Annotated in this window: 25 protein-coding genes, 1 pseudogene and 1 riboswitch; of the genes and pseudogenes, 10 read left to right on the forward strand and 16 right to left on the reverse strand. The window is 33.7% G+C overall.

The window, feature by feature from the left end:
* Nucleotides 1-68: 68 nt before the first annotated feature.
* Nucleotides 69-539 (forward strand): hypothetical protein, encoded by a 471-nt coding sequence (locus J3D55_RS09505; RefSeq protein WP_259130608.1) that lies wholly within the window; start codon nt 69-71, stop codon nt 537-539.
* A gap of 463 nt (nt 540-1,002) precedes the next feature.
* Complete coding sequence (gene hutU / locus J3D55_RS09510) at nt 1,003-2,988, forward strand: urocanate hydratase (RefSeq protein WP_259130609.1); 1,986 nt, start codon at nt 1,003-1,005, stop codon at nt 2,986-2,988.
* Nucleotides 2,989-3,288: 300 nt separating this feature from the next.
* On the opposite strand, the gene J3D55_RS09515 is transcribed toward hutU, so the two are convergent.
* Entirely contained in the window at nt 3,289-3,975 is a 687-nt protein-coding gene (locus J3D55_RS09515) for an XAC2610-related protein (RefSeq protein ID WP_259130610.1), read from the reverse strand.
* Between the two features lie 390 nt (nt 3,976-4,365).
* Here J3D55_RS09515 and J3D55_RS09520 point away from each other — a divergent pair, with 390 nt between their 5' ends.
* Nucleotides 4,366-5,139, forward strand: coding sequence for a Rossmann-fold NAD(P)-binding domain-containing protein (locus J3D55_RS09520; RefSeq protein ID WP_259130612.1), 774 nt, complete (start codon nt 4,366-4,368; stop codon nt 5,137-5,139).
* A 117-nt stretch (nt 5,140-5,256) separates the two neighbouring features.
* Here J3D55_RS09520 and J3D55_RS09525 read toward each other — a convergent pair whose 3' ends face one another.
* Nucleotides 5,257-5,688 (reverse strand): hypothetical protein, encoded by a 432-nt coding sequence (locus J3D55_RS09525; RefSeq protein ID WP_259130613.1) that lies wholly within the window; start codon nt 5,686-5,688, stop codon nt 5,257-5,259.
* Nucleotides 5,689-5,842: 154 nt separating this feature from the next.
* On the opposite strand from J3D55_RS09525, the gene J3D55_RS09530 reads away from it, so the two are divergent.
* Entirely contained in the window at nt 5,843-6,583 is a 741-nt protein-coding gene (locus J3D55_RS09530; RefSeq protein ID WP_259130615.1) for a TonB-dependent receptor plug domain-containing protein, read from the forward strand.
* Nucleotides 6,584-6,621: 38 nt separating this feature from the next.
* Here J3D55_RS09530 and tpx read toward each other — a convergent pair whose 3' ends face one another.
* Entirely contained in the window at nt 6,622-7,194 is a 573-nt protein-coding gene (tpx, locus tag J3D55_RS09535) for a thiol peroxidase (protein WP_259130617.1), read from the reverse strand.
* A 174-nt stretch (nt 7,195-7,368) separates the two neighbouring features.
* Between tpx and J3D55_RS09540 the strand changes: the two genes are divergently transcribed.
* The 3 genes from J3D55_RS09540 to J3D55_RS09550 all read left to right on the forward strand — a co-directional run bounded on the left by J3D55_RS09540 (nt 7,369) and on the right by J3D55_RS09550 (nt 10,543).
* Nucleotides 7,369-8,997 (forward strand): NADP-dependent glyceraldehyde-3-phosphate dehydrogenase, encoded by a 1,629-nt coding sequence (locus J3D55_RS09540; protein WP_259130619.1) that lies wholly within the window; start codon nt 7,369-7,371, stop codon nt 8,995-8,997.
* Nucleotides 8,998-9,373: 376 nt separating this feature from the next.
* Nucleotides 9,374-9,868, forward strand: coding sequence for an RNA polymerase sigma factor (locus J3D55_RS09545; RefSeq protein WP_259130620.1), 495 nt, complete (start codon nt 9,374-9,376; stop codon nt 9,866-9,868).
* A gap of 78 nt (nt 9,869-9,946) precedes the next feature.
* Nucleotides 9,947-10,543, forward strand: coding sequence for a hypothetical protein (locus J3D55_RS09550; RefSeq protein WP_259130622.1), 597 nt, complete (start codon nt 9,947-9,949; stop codon nt 10,541-10,543).
* A 50-nt stretch (nt 10,544-10,593) separates the two neighbouring features.
* Here the strand turns inward: J3D55_RS09550 and J3D55_RS09555 are convergent.
* From J3D55_RS09555 to J3D55_RS09575, 5 genes and pseudogenes are all read right to left on the reverse strand, one after another.
* Nucleotides 10,594-11,161, reverse strand: a pseudogene (locus J3D55_RS09555) (DUF417 family protein).
* 61 nt (nt 11,162-11,222) lie between these two features.
* Nucleotides 11,223-12,056, reverse strand: coding sequence for a helix-turn-helix domain-containing protein (locus J3D55_RS09560; RefSeq protein ID WP_259130624.1), 834 nt, complete (start codon nt 12,054-12,056; stop codon nt 11,223-11,225).
* 60 nt (nt 12,057-12,116) lie between these two features.
* Nucleotides 12,117-12,671, reverse strand: a complete 555-nt coding sequence (locus tag J3D55_RS09565) for a YdcF family protein (RefSeq protein ID WP_259130625.1) — start codon at nt 12,669-12,671, stop codon at nt 12,117-12,119.
* 15 nt (nt 12,672-12,686) lie between these two features.
* Nucleotides 12,687-13,268 (reverse strand): S41 family peptidase, encoded by a 582-nt coding sequence (locus J3D55_RS09570; protein WP_259130627.1) that lies wholly within the window; start codon nt 13,266-13,268, stop codon nt 12,687-12,689.
* A 22-nt stretch (nt 13,269-13,290) separates the two neighbouring features.
* On the reverse strand, nt 13,291-14,229 hold the full coding sequence (locus tag J3D55_RS09575; protein WP_259130629.1) for a S41 family peptidase: 939 nt from the start codon (nt 14,227-14,229) through the stop codon (nt 13,291-13,293).
* A 154-nt stretch (nt 14,230-14,383) separates the two neighbouring features.
* Between J3D55_RS09575 and J3D55_RS09580 the strand changes: the two genes are divergently transcribed.
* Nucleotides 14,384-15,481 carry an MBL fold metallo-hydrolase gene (locus tag J3D55_RS09580; RefSeq protein WP_259130630.1) on the forward strand — a complete coding sequence of 366 codons (1,098 nt, stop codon included), beginning with the start codon at nt 14,384-14,386 and terminating at the stop codon, nt 15,479-15,481.
* A 1-nt stretch (nt 15,482) separates the two neighbouring features.
* Here the strand turns inward: J3D55_RS09580 and J3D55_RS09585 are convergent, their stop codons facing one another.
* The 4 genes from J3D55_RS09585 to J3D55_RS09600 form a co-directional block, all read right to left on the reverse strand.
* Entirely contained in the window at nt 15,483-15,770 is a 288-nt protein-coding gene (locus J3D55_RS09585) for a GNAT family N-acetyltransferase (RefSeq protein ID WP_259130632.1), read from the reverse strand.
* Between the two features lie 157 nt (nt 15,771-15,927).
* The gene (locus J3D55_RS09590) at nt 15,928-17,232 is read right to left on the reverse strand and encodes a voltage-gated chloride channel family protein (RefSeq protein ID WP_259130633.1); all 1,305 of its coding nucleotides are present in this window, start codon (nt 17,230-17,232) and stop codon (nt 15,928-15,930) included.
* Nucleotides 17,233-17,262: 30 nt separating this feature from the next.
* Nucleotides 17,263-17,330, reverse strand: a riboswitch (Fluoride riboswitch).
* Nucleotides 17,331-17,343: 13 nt separating this feature from the next.
* Nucleotides 17,344-18,216: a sugar phosphate isomerase/epimerase family protein gene (locus J3D55_RS09595; RefSeq protein WP_259130635.1), complete on the reverse strand. Its 873-nt coding sequence runs from the start codon at nt 18,214-18,216 to the stop codon at nt 17,344-17,346.
* Between the two features lies 1 nt (nt 18,217).
* Nucleotides 18,218-18,685 (reverse strand): acyl-CoA thioesterase, encoded by a 468-nt coding sequence (locus J3D55_RS09600; RefSeq protein ID WP_259130636.1) that lies wholly within the window; start codon nt 18,683-18,685, stop codon nt 18,218-18,220.
* A 125-nt stretch (nt 18,686-18,810) separates the two neighbouring features.
* Between J3D55_RS09600 and J3D55_RS09605 the strand changes: the two genes are divergently transcribed.
* Nucleotides 18,811-19,164, forward strand: coding sequence for an arsenate reductase family protein (locus J3D55_RS09605; RefSeq protein ID WP_259130638.1), 354 nt, complete (start codon nt 18,811-18,813; stop codon nt 19,162-19,164).
* Between the two features lie 112 nt (nt 19,165-19,276).
* Entirely contained in the window at nt 19,277-19,651 is a 375-nt protein-coding gene (locus tag J3D55_RS09610; RefSeq protein WP_259130640.1) for a hypothetical protein, read from the forward strand.
* Between the two features lie 53 nt (nt 19,652-19,704).
* Here J3D55_RS09610 and gcvT read toward each other — a convergent pair whose 3' ends face one another.
* The 4 genes from gcvT to J3D55_RS09630 all read right to left on the reverse strand — a co-directional run bounded on the left by gcvT (nt 19,705) and on the right by J3D55_RS09630 (nt 22,574).
* Nucleotides 19,705-20,781, reverse strand: a complete 1,077-nt coding sequence (gcvT, locus tag J3D55_RS09615) for a glycine cleavage system aminomethyltransferase GcvT (RefSeq protein ID WP_259130642.1) — start codon at nt 20,779-20,781, stop codon at nt 19,705-19,707.
* Between the two features lie 15 nt (nt 20,782-20,796).
* Complete coding sequence (locus J3D55_RS09620; RefSeq protein ID WP_259130644.1) at nt 20,797-21,273, reverse strand: hypothetical protein; 477 nt, start codon at nt 21,271-21,273, stop codon at nt 20,797-20,799.
* 4 nt (nt 21,274-21,277) lie between these two features.
* On the reverse strand, nt 21,278-21,787 hold the full coding sequence (gene idi, locus J3D55_RS09625; RefSeq protein WP_259130646.1) for an isopentenyl-diphosphate Delta-isomerase: 510 nt from the start codon (nt 21,785-21,787) through the stop codon (nt 21,278-21,280).
* A 190-nt stretch (nt 21,788-21,977) separates the two neighbouring features.
* Nucleotides 21,978-22,574, reverse strand: coding sequence for a Pr6Pr family membrane protein (locus J3D55_RS09630; protein ID WP_259130648.1), 597 nt, complete (start codon nt 22,572-22,574; stop codon nt 21,978-21,980).
* Nucleotides 22,575-22,727: the final 153 nt, after the last annotated feature.

Below are 22,727 nucleotides of genomic sequence, written 5' to 3' on the forward strand. Positions count from 1 at the left end.
AGAGATTTTTTAATAGGATCTTTCAAAAGAAAATAGTAAATATTCCGTTTAATTCTTAAATTTGGCTAATGCGAAAGAATCTTTATCTCATCATTATATCATTTTCTCTTATTAGTTGCTATACTTATCAGGTTAAAAAACCAAAGGATACAGCGACCGACAATAAGCAGGAATTTAAAAATAATGCAGCTATTGTTAATAATACTTCTATGCAAATGAAAAGTATAACAGCTGAATCCCCACAACCCAACTCACAACAAACGCCTATCCCGATCAATATTCAGGAGAAACTTACGCCTAACAAAAATGTAAAAATTGACGTTGATGGTAAGACCTATAAAGTAATAGTTGACAAGTGGGAAAGCGACAGTCTGGTTGCACACTCAATACATAATCCTAAAAAAATTCTGAAATTCCATAAGAACCAGATCAATGGCGAGAAAATTGCGGAAAAACGCTTTTCACAACCGATAGCCGATATTATTACTGTTGTTGCTTATGCCGGAATTGGGGTTTTAATCTACTCTCTTATCCGCTAATTTTGTTAAAACTTTTCCCATAATCGCTGTTTCATTTTATGAAAAAAATATGTACAAAATACCTGTTTTTTGTATTTATCCTTCCTGTTTTGGCAATAATTATATTGTATTTCTTTTCTACAGAAAGTGAAATGGGATCGTATGGAGTTAATGAAACGATAAATTTTGGTGGAGTTGATATTGAAGGAGTTTTTGGAAACCCTATCTACAACTTTTCTATTTTTATTTTGACTTATCCAATCTATTTCCTGAGCTATTTCATTATTTTTTTGCTCCGGCGAATTACGGATTTCCATTATTCTGTCATACATTTTATCATGTTTATGATCAATTTTATTTTGCTTTGTGTGAATGCTGAAAATAGATTTCTAATTCCTTTATCAGTAATTTGCTTCATATTTTTTATTTTGAATATCTTTAAAACCACAAAAATCTATCAACTATAAATAACGATCAATAATAAATGACTTTTCAGGAACAGATACAACAGGGCATTCCAAGCCAGTTACCGCAGCCGAAACCGTACGAAACCAATATCAATCACGCTCCGAAACGTAAAGATATTTTAGGAGAGGAAGAGAAAAAATTAGCGTTAAAGAATGCTTTACGTTATTTTGAACCTCAGTTTCATGCAGAATTATTGCCGGAATTTAGAGAAGAATTAGAAAAATACGGCAGAATTTATATGTATCGTTTTCGTCCCGATTATGAGATGAAAGCCAGAGATATTGCTGAATATCCCGGGAAATCTGAGCAGGCAAAAGCAATTATGTTGATGATTCAAAATAATCTGGATTATGCTGTTGCGCAACATCCTCACGAATTGATTACTTATGGTGGAAATGGTGCTGTTTTTTCCAACTGGGCTCAATATCTTCTGACGATGAAATATCTGTCTGAAATGACGGATGAACAGACGTTGACAATGTATTCCGGTCATCCGATGGGATTATTTCCTTCTCATAAAGACGCGCCAAGAGTTGTTGTAACGAACGGTATGGTAATTCCGAACTATTCTAAACCTGATGATTGGGAAAAATTCAATGCGTTGGGTGTTTCTCAGTACGGACAAATGACGGCGGGAAGTTATATGTACATCGGTCCGCAAGGAATTGTTCATGGAACGACGATTACGGTTTTAAATGCTTTTAGAAAAATTAATAAAGATCCAAAAGGTGGACTTTTCGTGACTTCAGGTCTTGGTGGAATGTCGGGAGCTCAACCAAAAGCAGGAAATATTGCGGGTTGTGTTACCGTTATTGCAGAAGTAAATCCGAAAATTACTAAAATCCGTCATGATCAAGGTTGGGTGAATGAAATCCATGAAAACCTTGATGAATTGGTAGAAAGAGTAAGAAAAGCTCAGGAAAACAAAGAAACTGTTTCGTTGGCTTATCTTGGAAATATCGTTGAGGTTTGGGAGAAATTTGATCAGGAAAATTTAAGAATCGATATCGGTTCAGATCAGACTTCGCTTCACAATCCTTGGGCAGGAGGATATTATCCTGTCGGACAAAGTTTTGAGGAATCTAATACAATGATGGCAGAAAACCCTGAATTATTCAAAGAAAAAGTTCAGGAAACATTGAGAAAACACGCTGCAGCCATCAATAAACATACAGAAAAAGGAACCTATTTCTTCGATTACGGAAACGCATTTCTATTGGAAGCGTCAAGAGCCGGAGCCGATGTAATGTCTGATAATCCGACGTTGGGAAGAGAATTTAAATTCCCGAGTTATGTTCAGGATATTATGGGACCGATGTGTTTCGATTATGGTTTCGGACCGTTCCGTTGGGTTTGTACAAGCGGAAAACCTGAAGATTTACAAAAAACAGATGAAATTGCGTGCAGAGTTTTAGAAGAAATTCAGCAAAATTCTCCTGAAGAAATCCAACAGCAAATGAAGGATAATATTCAGTGGATCAAAGGAGCACAGGAAAATAAATTGGTGGTCGGTTCACAGGCAAGAATTTTGTACGCCGATGCAGAAGGAAGAATGAAAATTGCAGAAGCTTTCAACAAAGCTATTAAAAACGGTGAAATAGGAGCAGTCGTTTTGGGTAGAGATCACCACGATGTTTCGGGGACTGATTCACCGTACAGAGAGACTTCCAACATTTATGACGGTTCGAGATTTACGGCAGATATGGCGATTCACAATGTGATTGGTGACAGTTTCCGTGGTGCAACCTGGGTTTCCATTCACAATGGTGGCGGCGTTGGTTGGGGCGAAGTGATCAACGGTGGTTTCGGAATGTTACTTGACGGAAGCGATGATGCCGACAGAAGATTAAAATCGATGCTTTTCTGGGATGTGAATAACGGAATTTCAAGACGAAGCTGGGCAAGAAATGAAGGTGCTGTTTTTGCTATTAAAAGAGCAATGGAAGCCGAACCTAATCTGAAAGTGACGCTTCCGAATTTTGTGGATGAGAGTTTGTTTTAAAACTTTTTAGATATTGAAAAACCTGCTGTAAGGCAGGTTTTTTCTTTTTATGATAGCGCGGATTTATAATCCGTGCTTTATTTTGTTTGCTCACGGATTACAAATCCGCGAGATCGGTTTTTTTTTATTGTTATTATAGTGAGGAAAATATCGTCTTTTTACGCTGGTGCGAGCATCTTGCTCGTATCTTATCTCTTAGAGCACAAGCTTGGAAGCTTGCGCTAGCGGGGGAATGAAAATTAAACTCCAAAACAGGATAATTATTTTTCATGTAAATAAATTCAAATATTTTATTAAATTTTACTTATAGTTTTTATTTTTCAGAACTTTCGATAATATCTTACTATATTCTTTTTCAAAATCAACAATATTTCCGTCATCATCCATACCATTGTAAATTACATATCCAAAATCATAAATCGTATCTTTTTTAATCTGATAAAACGAAGTCCAGTTTCTTCCAGACATTACTTCATTATCGATTAAATTGTATTGTGACAAGTAACGTGGATTTTTAATCTGATTAAAATTTTTAACCTTCGTCAGTTTGTCATTTTTAAGATCTACCAAATATAAATAATATGTCCAGTTGCTTCTAACGTCAGAAATATTCTGGATGAGAATGTCTTTGATTTTATCACCGTTAAAATCCCGAAATTCATAAGCTCCGACATGAGATTCAATAGAATCGCGCAAAAGTTCCTTATACTTTCCGTTTATTTTTTTACTAAAGATAAAGACCGTGTTTCTATCACTCTCTTCATAGTTTGCTTCCCATGAAAAATGTTTTAAAACAATTTTATAATTTTTATTTTGATATATAGAATCGCAAATTATTTCCTGTTCAAAAATTGAATCTTGTACAATAATATCTTTCTTTACAATTGCGGGAGTATCTATTTTTAGGGATGTAATCTTTCTTATTTCCTGATGTTTGTGACAGGAAATCATTAAAGCTAAACTTAAAAAAGCAATTGTTTTTTTCATTTAATATAGTTCTGATAAATTTACAAAGTAATGATGAGTGAGTGAAGATTTGTTTTAAAACTTTTTAGATATTGAAAACCTGCTGTGAGGCAGGTTTTTTGTTTTTATGATAGCGCGGATTTATAATCCGTGCTTTATTTTGTTTGCTCACGGATTACAAATCCGCGAGATCGGTTTTTTTTATTGTTATTATAGTGAGAAAATATCGTCTTTTTACGCTGGTGCGATTATCTTGCTCGTACCTTATCTTTTAGAGCACAAGCTTGGAAGCTTGCGCTAGCGGAGGAATCTTCCATACTTTTTTCTAGCGATGACAAACGTTATGGAAATAATTCTTGTTGATGAATATTACCATTAAAAGTGATATTTTTGAAATTATAAATAAATCAAATGAAAAAACTAGGAATCATCGGTTGCGGCTGGTTGGGAACTCATATTGCAGAAAGAGTATCCGATCGATATGAAATTTTTGCAACCACCACCTCCGAATCTAAAATAGAAGCACTAACCTCAAAAGGCTATCACACAATATTGGTCGATTTTCCGGATGAGGTATCAGAAGAAATGACGGAGTGGGACGTTGCTTCACAGTTGGATTCCATCATTATTACCGTTCCGTTTTCAGGGATCAGAGGAGCGCAGATTTCAATGAAAGACAGACAGGAAACTCTATTGAAATTTCTAGGAGATTATAAAGGTCAGTTGTTTCTGATGAGTTCAACCGGAGTTTATCCTGAAGTTGAAAAAGACTTTACAGAAGATGATCAATCTGCTGAAAATGTTGACAGCGAAAACTTTATATTAAATGTATTTCCTCAAACCAATATTTTGAGATTGGCAGGATTAATGGGCGATCAGCGATTGTTGAAGAATTATAATATTTCCAATCTGGATCTCTTGGTGAATCATATTCATTACGCGGATATTTGCTCGGTGGTTGAAAAAATGCTGGACAATCAGTCTCAATCCAAAGTGTATAATGTGGTCGCTCCGGTTCATCCGAATAAAGAAGAGGTGATTAATGCTCAGAAAGATCTGCCATATTCGGGAGATCGAAAGACAACAGGAAGAACAATATCGCCGTCAAAATTAATGTCAGAGTTGGATTTTGAATTTCAATATCCTGATCCGAGATATTTTCATCTTGAGAATGTTCCGAGATAAAATATTTCAGATATCATAAAACCTGCTGTATGGCAGGTTTTTATATTTTATCTGTTCATTAATATATTTTCAATCGACTGAAGGATTTCCCTTTCTATATTTTCTTCATCGAGAGTTTCAAGGGTGTAAGTTTGTTCCTTCATAGCGGCAGTTTCCTATTCCGTTTTGGAAAATAGTATCCTGATGAATTCCGATTCTTTTTAAATTCTTGTCGGCAACAAACATGATATGGGGAAACTTATCGTTTGCGTAAAAATTAGAATCAATATTTCTTGAAATCTGAAGTTTTATATTGGTTTGAGAATTGAAGCCCAATCCGTTTTTATTTTCTTCGTTAAATGCTACTTTACAGCCAAATCCATTTTCTCGCAGCATTCTTCTGAATTCCTGCATTTTTGGTTCGATGAGGTTTTTGCATACCGTTTTAAAACCTTCAATAAACAAATCTTCTTCGCTTTTCTTCTTTTCCAGGCTTTCTTTCAATTTTTGTTCTTCCGTTTTTAAATTTGAAAACAGAGAATTCAATTTATTGATATTTTCTTCCTTCACTTTGTCAAAATTTTTTCAAATATAGATAAATTATAAAAAATATTGGTGTGAAGTCTAACGGTAGATTTATAATTTATTTCTGATTTAAAATTAAATTTACAATGCTTTCCAACCTTTTTCAAAAATAAAGCATCTTTACTATAAAGAGATTACTATGAAAATCACTATTCCAAAACCATGTCATGAAAACTGGGGAACGATGACGCCAGAAGAAAAAGGGAGATTTTGTTCTGTCTGTGCTAAAACAGTCAGAGATTTTACTATTGCTTCCGATGAAGAAATTATAGATGTTTTTTCGAATACTTCAGAGAATATTTGTGGTAATTTTAATCAATCACAACTCAATCGAGATTTAAGATATTCTTATATCAATTCACTTTTTTCGAAATTTGCCGTCGGTTTTATGCTGACAACAGGAGGAATTGTTTCTGTGAATGCACAACAAAATATAACAAATGATACTTTAAAAGCAGAAGAAGTAAAAGAAGTTGTGATCATGGGATTTAGTAAACGAACTACTCAAACAATGATGGTTGGATCAACTACTGTTGTATCGGAAAAAGAGTTAATTAAAGCTCAGGAAAATAAAATACAAGAAATTCAGGGGAAATTTCCGGGATTGAATATCAATCAAATTCCAAAAGACGGATCCGGGAGTCGGCAAATGACGATTGGTGGAGCCAATTCAAGCGCAAGTACTCATTCGAATCCGTTGATCGTAGTTAATAAAAAAATTATGAGCTTAAAAGAGTTACAGGAATTAGATCCCAAATCTATAAAAACAATGAATCTTTTGAAAGGTACTTCTGCAACGGCAATTTATGGAGAAGATGGCAAAAATGGAGTAATTTTGGTGACCACGAAAAAGGGTAAAAAAGTAAAAAAACTCCGATAATAATCAGAGGTTTTAAATTTATTCTAAAAGATAGCAACTTAATTTTTCACTGCTTTAATCGCTGCTTCATAATTAGGCTCATGCGAAATATCGGCAACCTGTTCTTCATAAACAATTTTTCCTGAAGGATCGATCACGACAACCGCTCTGCTCAAAAGACCTTTCATCACAGAATCTGTAATTTCTACGCCATACGTTTTTCCAAAATCAGAACGGAAATCCGAAAGCATTACTACATTTTTTATCCCTTCTGCGCCACAAAATCTCTTCTGAGCAAAAGGCAAATCTTTAGAAATACAAAGAACAACCGTGTTCGCAATATTGGCAGCATCTTCGTTGAAATGGCGTACAGAAGCCGAACAAACACCCGTATCTACACTTGGGAAGATGTTTAGAATCAAGAATTTTCCTTTATAAGATTCAAGAGTCTGGTCTTTCATCGTTACGTCTGTAAGCGTGAACTTTGGTGCTGCTTTGTTTACTGATGGCAGTTTGGCGTAAGTATGTACCGCTTTTCCGCCCATCAAAACAGTGTTGGCTGTTTTAGAATTTTGAGCGAAACTCAAGGCTGAGAAAAATAACAACGTGCTTAAAATTAATTTTGAATACATGAATTTTTATTTTAAACAAAATTATTCTTTTTTCTAGTCTCTAAGATTAATTTTAATTCAAAAACCTATTAAATAGAACAAATCTATTAATGTGCTCTTTTTAAAACCAATTTTTACGGCTACCTTTATTCTATTCAAATTTTACACTAACACTATTAAAAAAATAAAAGATTTATGGATTCAGCAAACACAGCATCATTTCATGAAATATTTAAATCTGAAAATGAAATTCCCGAAGAATATAAAGTTCCCGAAATTCACCAGAAAGTTTATCTCTTAAACGGAGAATTGGTAGAGTGGAGTGGTGATGTACAAAATATCTATTCACCGGTTTGCATTCCTACAGAAAACGGATTGCAGAGAAAACTGTTGGGAAGCATCCCGAATATCGGTCCGAAAGAAGCGATGGATGTGTTGGAAGCTTGTGTAAAAGCCTATGACAACGGATTGGGAGAATGGCCGACAATGTCTGTGGAAGGTCGTATAAAATGTATGGAGAAATTTGTTTTTCTAATGATTCAGCAGCGTGATTTGGTGATTAGATTATTGATGTGGGAAATCGGAAAAACATTGGCAGATTCTACGAAAGAATTCGACAGAACGGTAGATTATATCAATCAGACCATCGACGCATTGAAGGATTTAGACAGAGAATCTTCACGTTTCCAACAGGCGGAAGGTACAATTGCACAAATCAGAAGAGCTCCGCTTGGTGTTGTTTTGAGTATGGGACCTTTCAATTATCCTTTAAACGAAATTTTCACAACGTTGATTCCTGCTTTGATTATGGGAAATACCATTTTGTTTAAACTTCCTAAACATGGCGTTTTAGCGCATTATCCTTTATTAAATGCTTTCAAAGAAGCCTTCCCGAAAGGAACGGTAAATACATTATACGGAAAAGGTTCTGAAATCATCACACCGATCATGGAAAGCGGAAAAGTGAATGTTTTGGCGTTCATCGGTTCAAGTAAAGTGGCGAATGGATTGAAAAAACTTCACCCTAAAGTTAATCGTTTAAGGGCTATTTTAAGTTTAGATGCAAAAAATGCTGCTATTGTTACGAAAAATGCAAACTTAGATGTTGCAGTAAGCGAATGTATTTTAGGATCACTTTCTTTTAACGGACAACGTTGTACAGCATTAAAATTGATATTCGTACAAAAAGATGTTGCAGAAGAATTTACTCAAAAATTAACGGCTGCAGTTTCTGCAATGAAAGGTGGACTTCCTTGGGAGAAAGACGTGAAAATCACCCCACTTCCGGAAGTAAATAAACCTCCGTATTTGAAAGAATGTATTGATGATGCTTTGGCAAAAGGAGCAAAAGTTCTTAATGGGAATGGCGGATTTACAGAAGAATCTTTCGTTTTTCCTGCGGTTGTTTATCCTGTAAACAGCGATATGAAATTGTATCATGAAGAGCAGTTTGGTCCCATAATTCCTGTTGTTCCGTTTGATGATATTGAAGAGCCGATCGATTATCAAGTGAATGCAGATCATGGAATGCAGGTAAGTATTTTCAGTGAAGATCCGCTGGAAGTTTCAAAATTGATTGATCCGTTTGTGAATCTGGTAAGCCGTGTAAACATCAATTGTCAGTCTCAGAGAGGTCCTGATGTTTTCCCTTTTACAGGAAGAAAAGACAGTGCAGAAGGTACACTTTCTGTCTTTGATGCGCTTCGTTCGTTCTCAATTCGTTCTTTGGTGGCTGCAAAATTAACGGAATCCAACAAGAATTTATTAAATGCAATTGTAAGAGATCACGACTCAAATTTCCTGAGCACAGATTATCTTTTCTAGTTTAAATTTTTTATTTAAATATATAAATCCTCAGCGAATTTCGATTTGTTGGGGATTTTTTGTTTAGTTATATTTAGAGTTTGTTTAAATTTAATTCAAACAATTAGAAAGGCAATACTGATTTTTTAACGCAAAGCTTTAATTCAATATTAATTTAATGTAAGTGAGCAAATTTTATTTGCCTTTGCTTTCTAAAATAAAGCGGGATGTAAAAATATCTTTGCGTTAAAAATAATAACGGATTCCATTTGAAAGAAGCTTTAAGTCTTTCGATACAAAAATTTGTAATGTAAAATTTAAACAGGCTCTAAATTTTTAAGAAAAAACTGTAACATATTCTTTAAGCAGATACTAACTTCATAGAGAGTAAGAAACCATGGCCTCATTAGAACAAGAATTTTTAGAAAAAATTGAAAAACATAAAGGAATCATTTTCAAGATTTCTAAAATGTATATGGATGAAAAAGACGATCGCGACGATCTTTTTCAGGAGATCACGTATCAGGTCTGGAAAGCTTATCCGAAGTTTAAAGGAGAAAGCGAATTTTCAACCTGGCTGTACAGAATTGCGCTGAACACGGCCATTATTTTCCTTAAAAACGAAAAAAGAAGAAGCTTTATCGCTAATGAAGATTTTTCTAACTATAAAATTATTCAGGAAGAATTTGACAGCGAAAAAGAAGAAAAACTAAGTGCGATGTATAAGGCTATTCATCAGCTAAACCCAATTGATAAAGCTTTTATTTTCTATTATCTGGAAGATTTTTCCGGAAAAGAAATTGCCGACCAAATGGGGATTTCCGAAGGGAATGTAAGAGTGAAAATGAATCGCGCCAAAAACAAACTGAAAGATATTTTAAATTCTAAATAATCGGGTTGCGAGATTCAGGATTCGAGCTTATCCTGTATTGCGTAACTCTCATTAAATAATCCGTAAAAAATAACCCATATGAATATAGATGAACTAAAAAATGCATGGAACGAAGACGATTTTTTTGAAGAAACGCCTGAAATCAGCATTGAACAGAGTAATAAAATCAATCTTCCGTTGGAAAAAATGCGTAAAAATATGCGCATGGAATTTTGGTCAACCGTCGGTATTTTTGTATTTGCTTTCGCTGTGATTGCTTTATCTCCGGGACCTTTTAAGTTTAAATTTTATCTTACCATTCTTATTGCTTCGATGGTTTTTGTAACTTTTTTCTTTTTCAGTCAGTTCTTTAAATTATATAAAAATATGACAGACCCGATGATGAAAACATATGATGGTTTGAAGGATTTACTGGAGCAGTTTAATCTGAATAAACAATATTATCTTTCATTTTACCTTGCTTTTGTACCGTTTTTGGTCTGCGAATTAATAATCGTTCTGGAATTTATTCCACGTCCGATTCCTTTATCAGATGTAAAGGTTGCAAGTATTCTTATAGGAACAATGATAGTAGTAATGCCTGGTTTGTTTTTATTTGGAAAGTGGTGGTTTAAAAGTTTTTATGGTAAATACATCACACAGATCGAAAATCTTTTAATAGAATTGAAAAAATAAGGAGGTTTCGGCGGGCTGAAAGCCCGCCGAAACCCTTTAATTATAAAAATTTACACCTTTTTCAAATTCAGAATACTTTTCGCGGAATCTGACGCGATAACCAATCCTGCTCCCATCATAATAATATCTTTGATAACCAATCTTCCCGCTCCTGAAAGTAAAGGGAATCCATGTTCGGAACCTCCCAGATCAGGAACCCAGACTTCGGGTGTGGTAATAAGAAATGAAAGAGTAACAAAAGACATTATTGCCGTTAAAATTCCACTGACGACACCAATTTTCGGATAGAAAATGCCTAATAAAACTGAAATTCCGATCAGGACAATTGCAGTTCCCAATCCGAGGGAAAAACTATAGGTTTCCGTTCGCTTCATGCCATTTTACATTTTCCGGAATTACTTCACCTTCTTTGTTTTTGTGAAGTTTGTAATTATCTGCATCCGAAACGTTTTTATTCAACATGAAACTCATAAAAGGGGAGTTTGCGACAAAAGGAATAATTCCTTCCGCTTCGTAATGAAAGGCTTTCAGACCGCCGATCCAAGCCATGACAATAAAAATACTTATTCTTAAAAAATGAATGAAATTTTTCTGTGAGTTTGCTAAGAGTTCTAACATGATTTATTTTTTGACAAAGTTATGCCGAACCGAAAGCCAATGAAATGGACATTTATGGATGTTATTTGTACAAATCTGCCACGATCGAAATTCCTGCTTCTTTTCTGAATTGCGTTGGCGAAATTCCTACATATTTTTTGAAATATTTACTGAAGTGGAATTCATCATTAAAATTGAGTTCTACCGCTATTTCTTTAATCGATTTTCTTGTGAGGTGAATCTGCTTTTTCGCTTCCAGAATTACTCTTTCCTGAATAATCTGAGAAGGCGTTTTATTGAATTTTGATTTAATTTTTTTGCTTAAAGTATTGGACGTTACATGAAGCAAATCAGCATAAAAAGACAGGTTTTTCTCTGAAAGAAAATGCTCTTCTACCAAATTTTGAAAAGATTTGAGTTCGGTAAAATCATCTTTAATTAATTCTTTATCAGGAAGTATTTTATTCTTTTCACGACTTGAAATCGCTAAAATTAATTGAAGATATGACTGTAAAACAGAACCCGAAAAATCTTCATTATGATTTACTTCCTGAATTTTTGAAAAGTAATTTAAAATCTCCAGATAAACTTCTTCACTCAACGAAAAATGAGGAAAAAGATAAATATTGTTGAAAAGCAAACCGTTGCATGCAACTTCTTTTTTATGAAATTCTATACAATAAAAATCGCTGTGGAAATTTAAAACATCAACTTCAATTTGAGTTTCGCTTACAATCTGAATATTCTGAAAAGGGGAAGAGAAAAATACAGTTTTTCCGGTAAAGTCATATTCTACAAAATCAACGATGATTTTCCCGTTTCCGTTAAACAGAAAAATATGATACATCGAATCACTGAATATATTTTTGAAATACGCAGAACTCTCTTTCTGGACGGAAAAAAATGTACTTTTCATAGGATAAAAATACCTAATTTTCTTTTATGATTTTCTTAAAATTGATGATGAGGTTTCAATCTATTGAATATAATAAGCGGGAAATTCTCTCAAAATTGAATACAAATCTCTCCATTCAAAATAATTCGGACTTACACTGCTGACATTTTCACAACCTCGATCTTCAAATAACTTCTTCGTCCGCGTTACATGAAAATATTGTGAAACAACAATAATGCTGTTGAATTTTAGTTTAGATCTTAATTTTAATGTATTTTCTACTGTTAATCTTGTGTTATTTCCAAAATTATCAACGATAATCAAAGAATCAGGAATACCTTTTGATGCCAAAAATTCTTTCATTTTATCACCTTCATAGAAACCTTCTTTTCCCAATCCGCCGCTTACCAGAAGCTTTTTTACGCGATGGTTTTTGTAGAGATCTAGTCCGCTTTCAAGACGTTTTTCCAGTCTTTTTGATAAAGTTCCGTCTTCGTTTACTTTACTTCCTAGAATGACTGCGAGATCAGCATTTTTACCTTGATCAGAAATGCCGTCAATGGTGATATATAAAGAATGAATAATAAACCATGAAATGAATATAAAAGCAACAATTTTAAACAGTTTTTTTGCCATAAACAATGATACAATTTATTTCTTACTGTTCTTCTTTTCTTTCTCAATTTCCTTTATAATCCAATCCATCTCAGGATCTTTTTTATCGATAACATCCTGCATCGTTTCTGGCACTGTAACATCCGGAAGTACCCCTTTTTTCGTGTTTGTAAAAGTAATATTTGGCTGTACCAAAAGCAATCCGATGGGTAGATCTATTTTAGAATTCGGGAGCGTCTGATAAGAATAAAATCCGGCAACAGTTCCGTCATTCGCACCGCCGGTTTCTTCACCGACAAGAATGGCTCTTTTATCGTTTTTAAGTTTGGCAGTGATAATTGAAGACGCAGAAAAGCTTGAACCATTAATCAAAACAAAAATTTTTCCGTTGAAAGCATCTTTATTGGGTTTCGATTTTTTATCAGGTTTTACTTTATAATAAAATTTTCTGTCTTTTTCGTAGGTGCTGAAAGTTTGGGCAAAGAAAAAAGTAGGATACGTCAGTGTTTTAAAAACATATTGAAAAGGGTTGCTTTTTCTGAAATAATTGGTTTTCAATGGAGTTGTTTTCGAATTTACCTGCGAAGGTTTTATCAAAACATAAGGATCTGCACTCAAATAAGAATACAGATTATTGATTTCATCCAGAGAAACCTCCGTAATTATTTCTGATATCGATGATTAAATAAGACGATTTTCCTTCTTTAATCTTTTTAAAAGTTTCTCTGTAAAATTTTTCAGAATAGTCGCTCGAAAAACTTTTCACTTTTATATAGGCAATCGTACTGTCTTTATCCAGAAATTTGAAATTCCTGTTGTAAGAATCACTGAAAGCAATATAATCGTTTATTTTTTTCTCCTGCGTTCGTTTTTTATTTTCTTTATCTTGCTTAAGGTCATTTTCAGATTTTGATTCTCTGGTTAATTGGTAGGTCTTTTTTTCTCCATTATATATAGTTTCGAGAGTGGCTCGATCTTCATACCCTTTTTCGGCAACATAATAATTAAAGAAGAGATCTTTCAGAAAATAAGGTTGAAAAGTCGTGTTAAAACCATCACTGCTAATCAATTTTTTATATCTTTTTATATAATCGGAAACCGGAATTTTATCAATGGTTAAAATTTCAGTTCCAGGCTTAATATTTTCGATGGAATCTTTGTTTTGAATAATAAAAAGTTGATCGTTTTTAACATAATATTCAAAACGGCTGAACATTCCTTTTTTATTTTCTAATGTTTTAATCTCTTTTTTTGTAATTCTTTTGGATGGAATTCTCAACGAAAGATGTCCCTCCCGAATCTCTGAAATCACAGGCTGCAGCTTAAAATAAAACTGAAGCGGCGTAAGCGATTCATTGATCGTGCTTTTAATGCTGTCGAATTTACGATCCAGATCTTGCTTTGAGATATACCAATACAGCTGCGGATGCATTTCTTTCAGCTTTGCGTAAGCGAAATCCACATCTTCCTTCAGTTTTTCCGGCGGAATACAGGCTGTCTGTTGCTCATTATGTCTTCTCACTGATCCACAAGAAGTTATGATGATAAGCAAAAACAAGATAAAAGAACTCTTCTGCACTTTTTGTTTTTTGAATTTCAAAATTAAAAAGTTTATTAATTAAATTAAAAGAAATTATTAAAATTCATCATAATTTTTAATTAAAAATAAAGGTTTATCATTTTTAAATCGTCTTATCATTTAATATCATACATTTGATATTTACTTTTAAGAAATGATATATACAATTATTACAATCGTAGTTTTAATAATTTTATTATACTTCATCATTACCGGTCAGGAAGTTTTCGGAGCAGAAGCGAAGGGAAAAAGACTGGAAAGAATGCTGCAATCGAAGCATTATAAAGATAAACAATTCCAGAATTTAAGCTATACACCGTCATTGGCGGAAGGTTACAGCATGCCGAAAGTGATGTATGATTTCTTTTTCAAAAAGAAAGATCCGCTTTTAAAACCATTAAAAAATATCCCTTCAGTTCATACAGATTTAAAAAACATTCCGAAAGATCAGAACGTTTTCGTTTGGTTAGGGCATTCATCATATTATATTCAGACGGATGGAATTTCTTTTTTGATTGATCCGGTTTTGAGTTTATATGGTTCTCCGTTTAAATTTTTCAATAAAGCTTTCACCGGAGCAGATATTTTTAAACCTGAAGATATTCCGAATCTCGATTATCTGATAATTACTCACGATCATTATGATCACTTAGATTATCCAACGGTAAAAGCTATTAAAGACAGAGTAAAAAAGGTCATTTTACCTTTAGGAGTCGGCGCACATTTGGAAAGATGGGGCTATAAACCCGAACAATTAATTGAAGAAGAGTGGGGAACTGAAGTTGTTTTAAAGAATAATATTAAAATTATTTTTACTCCTGCAAGACATTTTTCGGGCAGAAAAGTGAAAAGAAACGTCACACTTTGGACGTCTTACGTACTGGAAACTCCTACCAAAAAGTTATTTTTAGGAGGTGATAGCGGTTATGACACTCATTTTAAAATGATTGGTGAAAAATACGGTCCATTTGATTATGCAATCATCGAAAACGGACAATACAACAAAGCCTGGAAATACATTCATGCGCTGCCGGAAGATGTTGTTCAGGCGAGTATTGATGTGAATGCGAAGAATATTATTCCTGTTCATTCCTCAAAATTCGCATTGGCTCTTCATGCCTGGAATGAACCGTTGGAGAAAGTAACAAAGCTCGGAAAAGATAAAAATCTACATATTTTAACCCCGTTAATCGGCGAACCCGTTGACCTGAATAAATCAGACAACCAGTTCAAAATCTGGTGGGAAGATTAAACTAAGCGTGCCAAATATCTTTATATCTCGAAGGATGATTTTCAAATTGCTGTCTCACAAAATCACATTCAGGATCTACCAATAAGTCTTTTTCTTCGGCATAACGCACCAATTCATCAAGAAGCATTTTGGCATAACCTTTCCCTTCACGATCTTCGTCAAGCTTGGTATAATAGACAATCAACAGTCTGCCATCAATTTTTATGGACATATAACCCGTCTTTTTTTCATCAATTAATATCTGCAATTCGTCTTGATAGGGAGATACTTCAAATTTTATATTTTCCATAATTATTGAGATTTTGGTGAGTAAAAAATATTTTCTGAGAATCTTTCTCCTTTTAAAATTACAAATTAAAAATGATAATGAATAAAATTTTAAAGACTTTTAAAACGAATTCGCAAAAATTAAGAATCTTATAACTTTTTAATCTGCATACAGGATTTTACAAATCAGAAAAACTTTTATCATTAAGATTTTCAAACCTTCTATTTTTTGCTTCCCCAATTTTTTGTTTTGTATAAATACTGTTATTTCCTGAAAATAAATAAGATACAACACAGGCAATAGCTATATAAATTCCGGATTCTACGCCAAATAGCTCGATTCCCATCAACATGCAGGCAAGTGGAGTATTCGTCGCTCCGGCAAAAACCGCCACAAATCCCATTCCCGCTAATAAACCAAACGGCAGCGGAATAAATAATGATAAAGCACTTCCCAAAGTCGCGCCAATAAAAAACAAAGGCGTCACTTCACCACCTTTGAATCCTGCGGCAAGTGTGACAAGTGTAAAGATCATTTTTAAAGCAAAATCGTACAGAGGAAGCTGTTTTTCAAAAGACTCCAGAATTGTTGGAATTCCCAGACCGATATATCTTGTTGTTCCCATCGCAAAAACGGAAGCTGCAACAATGATTCCGCCAATTACAGGACGAAACGGAGGATATTTTATTTTAGATTTAAAAACAGAACTCACCCAATGAATCAGTTTACTGAAAGCTGCGGCACAGATTCCAAAAGTAATTCCTGCCAAAATACTGTATAAAATGGGCAAAAATTCAAGTTTAGGAATAAAATCGATATGATAATGAGTATGTTTTACATTCCAGAGATTCGTTGCCCAATCCGCTAAAATTGCAGCGGTAAAAGCCGGAAAAATGGCATTATAACGAATTCTTCCGATAAGAAAAACTTCCAATCCGAAAACAGCTCCGGCTAAAGGTGTTCCGAAAACAGAACCAAAACCTGCGGCAATCGCAGAAATGAGTACTATTTTTCTGTCGTTTTTATCTAATTTAAAAGGCTTTGTCAGTTGATCCGCAATCGCTCCCGCCATTTGAAGCGCCGTTCCTTCACGACCTGCAGAACCTCCGAAAAAGTGAGTGATAATGGTTCCTACATAAACAAAAGGTGCCATTTTAAACGGAATAATTTCCTTTGGATCATGAATGTTTTCAAGCAACAAATTATTTCCTGCTTCAACATCTTTTCCGAAATAATAATATAAAAGTCCCACCAAAAAGCCTGCAACGGGAAGAAAAGCGATCAGCCAAAGATGATTTTCCCTGAAATTAGTTGCCCATTCCAACGATTGTAAAAATCCTGCAGAAGCCGTTCCTACTAAAGTTCCAATGATTAAACTTATGCAAAGCCACTTAAAAATATAAGGTAAAGCCGGATATTTTCTAAAGAAAAATCTTGTGTGAAATTTTATTTTTCTGCTTAAATCTTGTTGAAATTTAGACATAACTTACCTGATTAATTACTGTTAATAATCTCCTAATCAGGCGTCATCAGCTTTTGAAAAGCGGTTGGGTAAGGAAGAACACCATTTCCTTTTGTGTTGCAAAGATAAATATTATTTTAAAAAGAAACTATTTTCCGAAATATACTTTTTGCTGATTTTTATACTTTCAAAAATATCCTTATCGCTGGAATCCTGTTCCAGAAACCAATGTTCAAGACCTGCTTTTTCTTTGGCTTCAAAAATTCTTTTAAAATCAATCGTTCCGTTTCCGATTTCGGCAAAATCTTTTGTTTCGGATTTCATGTCTTTTACATGCCACAACGGAAATCTTTTGGGATATTTTTCAAAATAAAGTATTGGATCTAAACCTGCTTTTGAAATCCAGTATAAATCCAATTCCATTTTAACTAAATCTTGTGAAGAATTTTCTAAGATAAAATCATAAATATTCTTTGTTTCATCGAATTTTTCAAATTCAAAATCATGGTTGTGATACGCAAACTGAATTCCAGATTTTTTTGTTATTTCTCCTGATTTATTAAGTAATTCAGGGAGTTTCTTGTAATTTTCAATAGTTCGTTCTTCAGGAAAAAGATAAGAGCAAACCATATATTTTGAACCGATAAAGTGTAAATCTTCAACGGATTTTTCCCAATCGTTTAATAAAGTTCCTTTTTCGTTGTGAAGAATTCCGGTGGTGTGATGCGAACTGATGACTTTTAAACCGACATTTTTTAGAATAGTTTGAAATTCATTTCGTGTCTTTCCAAAGAAATTTCCGTTGTAACCGTAGATTTCAAGTTGTGTAAAACCCAAATTCGCCAGATTTTCCAGAGCTTTTTCCAGGTTTTCTGAAACCGCATCGCGAATGGTATATAATTGAATAGCCAATGTTTTTTTATTGCTTTTAAAATTAGAAATCCCGCAAGAATACAAGCCTAAAAATCTCAATGAAGAAAGCTTGATAAAGTCTTTTCTCTGCATTTTATAAAAACGGTTTCATCTCATTTTCAATCTGCGTTCGCAGTTCCATCAGGCGTTTTGCGTATTGTTCCTGCTGCTTTTCTTCTTCGGTAGTGGGAATCCATTTGGGAACGGGAAGTTTTTTGCCATTTTCATCCACTGCCACGAAAACGATGATACAATGGGTTTTCTTATCAAAAGTTGGCTGCTTCAGGTTTCTTGAAAAAACATTGATCGAAATATGCATACTCGACGAACCTGTAAAAATCACCTGAGCTTCTACTTTTACAATTTCCCCGATCTTTATCGGCTCATAAAAACGGATTCCGCCAACGTAAACAGTTACGGAATAATTCCCGCTCCAGGTCGTCGCACAAGCATAACCAGCCTGATCGATCCATTTCATTACGCTTCCACCATGCACATTTCCTCCATAATTAACATCCGAAGGTTCTGAAATAAACTGAAAAGTAATAGGTTTGTTCTCCATTTATAAAAAAATTTGATTGAATAAAGGTATTTAATAATTTTTAATATCCCCGATTAAATCTTACTTTTACCGATTGAACTTTTTCTTAAGTTTAATTTTAACAAAATAAACAGATTAAAAAATATATGAAGAAAGTATTTTATCTTAATACATGCGACACTTGCAGAAAAATTTTAGGGCAATTCAGTCTTAAAGGTTGGGAACTTCGCGAAATTAAAAAAGAACCCATCACCAAAGAGGAATTGGAAGAAATGCATAAACATGCAGGATCTTACGAAGCTTTGTTCAGTAAAAAATCTACTCAGATCAAATTAAGAGAATTGGATATAAAAACGTTGGGAGAAAGCGATTTTAAAGAATTATTGCTGGATCATTACACCTTCTTAAAACGTCCGGTTTTCCTTACTGACAAAGAAATTTTTATAGGAAATGATAAAGCGACTCTTCAGAGCCTGAGAGATTTTTTCAGGGCAGATTAATTTTCTTTAAAGTTTCAAAATTGATTTAATATTATTTTAATGTGCTTTGAAATTTAAATTTTTACTATTCATATGCGTAGTTTTGGGTGTTAATTTTAATGCACAAAATAAAATGAGTCTGAAAAAGGCTCAAGATGTAAATGTTTTAGATACATTAAATTATCTCAAAACTTTTGAAGCTCATAAAAAAGAATATGTAGGTAAACAGTTTTCTTATTTATTGGGGAAAATGACTAAAATTCAACCTCAAACGGTTTGGATAATCCCAAATTCTCTGGACAGTACGATTGTACAAAAATCTCTGTTCAGATTTTATGATATGAATTATCCGATTATGAATGAAACTAAAATGATGATTACCTGGGAAATAGCACTGCCTTATAAAACAGCGAGTTTCAATAACAGAAGAAATAAATTTTACTTTTCTGAATCTGAAAAACGGTTTTATGGAAACAGGATTGTAAAAAATATTTTAGTTTATCGTTAAAAACAAAAAACCGCAGAACAATCTGCGGTTTTCTTATGAATATCTTTTTCCGATTATACAAAAGGAGCTTTCACCACTTTTGCAGGAATATTTTTATTTCTTACCTGAATAAAGATTTCAGAACCTAATTTGAAAAGAGGTTTGTCAACATAAGCAAGACCTAAACCTACCTTTTTCATTGGAGACTGAGTTCCTGAAGTTACTTTTCCGATTACGTTTCCTTCTGCGTCTACAACAGGATAATCGTGTCTTGGTACTCCTTTATCCGTCAATTCAAAAGCAACCAGTTTTCTTGTAACACCTTCTTCTTTTTGTTTTGCGAAAGTATCTTTAGAAAGGAAATCTTTGTCAAATTTCGTGATCCATCCCAATCCTGCTTCAATTGGTGAAGTAGTGTCATCAATGTCCATTCCGTACAGACAGAATCCTTTTTCTAGTCTTAAAGTATCTCTTGCAGCCAATCCGCAAGGAATAATTCCTTCTTCTTTACCTGCTTCGATAATAGCATCCCAAAGTTTTTCTGCAGATTCGTTGTTGAAATAAATTTCAAAACCGCCGCTTCCTGTATAACCTGTGTTTGAGATAATAATATCGCTAACTCCTGCAACAGAACCCACTGTGAAGTGGTAATAAGGAATTTCAGAAAGGTTAGTTTCCGTTAATTTCTGAAGAATTTCAGTAGCTTTCGGACCTTGAACAGCCAATAACGACATTTCGTCTGAAGCATTTGTCATTTTAGCACCGAAAGTATTGTATTTTGAAATATGATTCCAGTCTTTCTCGATGTTTGAAGCATTTACAACCACGAAATACTTATCGTCTTCCATTTTGTAAACAATAAGGTCATCCACGATTCCTCCATCTTCGTTTGGAAGACAAGAATACTGTGCTTTTCCGTTTTCAAGCGCGTCTACATTGTTTGTGGTAACGAATTGTAAAAGTTCTTTAGAACCTGCACCTTCAATGAAAAACTGTCCCATGTGAGAAACGTCGAACAAACCTGCTTTTTCTCTTACTGCAAAATGTTCTTCCGTTACTCCGGAATATTGTACAGGCATTTCAAAACCTGCGAAAGGTACGATTTTAGCTCCCAAAGAAACGTGCTTGTCGTACAATGCTGTTTTCTTCATATTTAAATTTTATTTCTATTTCTTTATTTTAAAACTTTCAAAAGCTTCGTTGAAAAGCTTCATATAATTTCCATTCCAGTATTTTTGTGAACAATTGATTGAAATAAGGAACATATCTTTATCTTTCTGCAAAACTTTTGTAATCCAGACCAGTTTTTCTTTTTCATCAAAATATTCGTAAAAATATTCTGTATATCCTTTTTTGCCGCTTTTACTTTTTATTTTCTTTTCGTCGTCAGAAGATTTGTAAAGAGCAAGGATGAATTTTTTGGTTTCTGCTTTTGGAAGATTAAGGTCGTGATATTCCGAGATCGTAATCGCTCCGATTTCGTTGCCCGGGAAAATATTCACGATATCGCTGTCGTTGGTTACTTTCCAGCCTTCCGGAAGCGAGATAGAGTAGTTGTTGCTCTCATAAACCTTTGTCGGAACCGATTGAGCAATTACAACAGATGCTGCAAAAAAAGAGAATGCTACAATTATTTTCTTCATCAACTTAAAAATGGTGTTTGTATTCTTCTAAAATGATTTTGAACCATTCTGTAAAATGTTCCGGCTGCTCGATCATTTCTCTGTCAAGATCTTCCATGGAAATATATCGTACATCTTCCACTTCTTCTTTATTTAAATGGAATTCATCTTCAAAATTTCCTACAAAAACATGGTCGAGTTCATGCTCCCAAAGTCCGTTTCCAACATCTGCTTTATAAATAAAATCGAATTTTTCTGAAAGCTCAGCTTCAATTCCCAATTCCTCTTTTACTCTGCGTTTTGCACCTTCAAGATACGTTTCTTCAATTCTTGGATGAGAACAGACGGCGTTTGTCCATTTCAGAGGAGAATGATATTTTTCAGAAGCTCTTTTCTGCAACAGCATTTCGCCTTTGCTATTAAATAAAAATACAGAAAAAGCACGATGCAATAAGCCGTTAACGTGGGCTTGCTGCTTCTCCATTAAACCTAAAACTTCGTCTTGAGAATTTACTAAAACTACGAATTCTTCCATTTCTACAAATGTAAGTTTAATAAATGTATTTTGGAAATTTTTGGTAAAACATCATATTTATTGAGATAAAAATTACTTTTTTTACTCCCACAGATTGCACAGATTTACATAGATAATTATGATAACTTTTAGTAACATCACTTAAAAAAACGCAGACATCTGTGTAAATCTGTGTGATCTGTGGGAAAAACTATTTAGCTAAAATCTTCCCGATTTTAATATAAAGCAGCGACAAACCAGTAAAGAAAGCCGTAATCCAGAGAGAATTAATTAAAACTTTCGTTAAACCAAAACTTCCCACATCTACAAACGGATAAGGATAAAACCCCGAAAAGCTTCCCCGAATCAATATAAGAACGAGATAAAGGATAGGAAATATTGTCCATTTCAGAATCTGACTGTATTTCAAGCCTGCTTTATTTTCGAACAAATACCAAAAAATAATCGTGAGAACGGGCATTACGCTATGAAGCAATTCATCAATGAGTCTTTGAAAACCTGTTGGCTGCCATGTTCCACGAAGAATAATCTGATAAATAAAGCCTACAACGGTAATATAAACTGTTATCGCCGTCAAAACTCCTGATTTTTGATTTGGATTCTTTTTAAAAGCTAAAATGGAGAAATAAACAGTGACAATTATATTAGTAAGAATAGTGAAATAGGTGAAAAACCTAAGATTAGCTTCCAAAACAGAAGTTGTTCTATTTTCTATGGTTAAATAATATTGACCAATCAAAGCAAACCATCCGATCAGACAAAAAATGAAGGCTATTGTTTTTTTCATGGCTTAATAATCTTGTGATAATCAAATATAAAATAAAAAAGTGATTTTACATTTTGTAGATAATTTTGATGAACTTAGGGTTTATTAAATTTTATAGTACAAATTTTTGTAATCTTGTTTGAAATATGGTTTTATATTTTCTTGAAAGTGAAA

Source organism: Chryseobacterium ginsenosidimutans (genome assembly GCF_024807225.1).
Taxonomy (GTDB): Bacteria; Bacteroidota; Bacteroidia; order Flavobacteriales; family Weeksellaceae; genus Chryseobacterium; species Chryseobacterium ginsenosidimutans.

Excerpts from the sequence above, each read along its gene's own strand:
- J3D55_RS09505 (WP_259130608.1), top strand. The coding sequence starts at position 69 with ATGCGAAAGAATCTTTATCTCATCATTATATCATTTTCTCTTATTAGT.
- hutU (WP_259130609.1), top strand. The coding sequence starts at position 1,003 with ATGACTTTTCAGGAACAGATACAACAGGGCATTCCAAGCCAGTTACCG.
- J3D55_RS09515 (WP_259130610.1), bottom strand. The coding sequence starts at position 3,975 with ATGAAAAAAACAATTGCTTTTTTAAGTTTAGCTTTAATGATTTCCTGT.
- J3D55_RS09520 (WP_259130612.1), top strand. The coding sequence starts at position 4,366 with ATGAAAAAACTAGGAATCATCGGTTGCGGCTGGTTGGGAACTCATATT.
- J3D55_RS09530 (WP_259130615.1), top strand. The coding sequence starts at position 5,843 with ATGAAAATCACTATTCCAAAACCATGTCATGAAAACTGGGGAACGATG.
- tpx (WP_259130617.1), bottom strand. The coding sequence starts at position 7,194 with ATGTATTCAAAATTAATTTTAAGCACGTTGTTATTTTTCTCAGCCTTG.
- J3D55_RS09540 (WP_259130619.1), top strand. The coding sequence starts at position 7,369 with ATGGATTCAGCAAACACAGCATCATTTCATGAAATATTTAAATCTGAA.
- J3D55_RS09545 (WP_259130620.1), top strand. The coding sequence starts at position 9,374 with ATGGCCTCATTAGAACAAGAATTTTTAGAAAAAATTGAAAAACATAAA.
- J3D55_RS09550 (WP_259130622.1), top strand. The coding sequence starts at position 9,947 with ATGAATATAGATGAACTAAAAAATGCATGGAACGAAGACGATTTTTTT.
- J3D55_RS09560 (WP_259130624.1), bottom strand. The coding sequence starts at position 12,056 with ATGAAAAGTACATTTTTTTCCGTCCAGAAAGAGAGTTCTGCGTATTTC.
- J3D55_RS09565 (WP_259130625.1), bottom strand. The coding sequence starts at position 12,671 with ATGGCAAAAAAACTGTTTAAAATTGTTGCTTTTATATTCATTTCATGG.
- J3D55_RS09580 (WP_259130630.1), top strand. The coding sequence starts at position 14,384 with ATGATATATACAATTATTACAATCGTAGTTTTAATAATTTTATTATAC.
- J3D55_RS09585 (WP_259130632.1), bottom strand. The coding sequence starts at position 15,770 with ATGGAAAATATAAAATTTGAAGTATCTCCCTATCAAGACGAATTGCAG.
- J3D55_RS09590 (WP_259130633.1), bottom strand. The coding sequence starts at position 17,232 with ATGTCTAAATTTCAACAAGATTTAAGCAGAAAAATAAAATTTCACACA.
- J3D55_RS09595 (WP_259130635.1), bottom strand. The coding sequence starts at position 18,216 with ATGCAGAGAAAAGACTTTATCAAGCTTTCTTCATTGAGATTTTTAGGC.
- J3D55_RS09600 (WP_259130636.1), bottom strand. The coding sequence starts at position 18,685 with ATGGAGAACAAACCTATTACTTTTCAGTTTATTTCAGAACCTTCGGAT.
- J3D55_RS09605 (WP_259130638.1), top strand. The coding sequence starts at position 18,811 with ATGAAGAAAGTATTTTATCTTAATACATGCGACACTTGCAGAAAAATT.
- J3D55_RS09610 (WP_259130640.1), top strand. The coding sequence starts at position 19,277 with ATGAGTCTGAAAAAGGCTCAAGATGTAAATGTTTTAGATACATTAAAT.
- gcvT (WP_259130642.1), bottom strand. The coding sequence starts at position 20,781 with ATGAAGAAAACAGCATTGTACGACAAGCACGTTTCTTTGGGAGCTAAA.
- J3D55_RS09620 (WP_259130644.1), bottom strand. The coding sequence starts at position 21,273 with ATGAAGAAAATAATTGTAGCATTCTCTTTTTTTGCAGCATCTGTTGTA.
- idi (WP_259130646.1), bottom strand. The coding sequence starts at position 21,787 with ATGGAAGAATTCGTAGTTTTAGTAAATTCTCAAGACGAAGTTTTAGGT.
- J3D55_RS09630 (WP_259130648.1), bottom strand. The coding sequence starts at position 22,574 with ATGAAAAAAACAATAGCCTTCATTTTTTGTCTGATCGGATGGTTTGCT.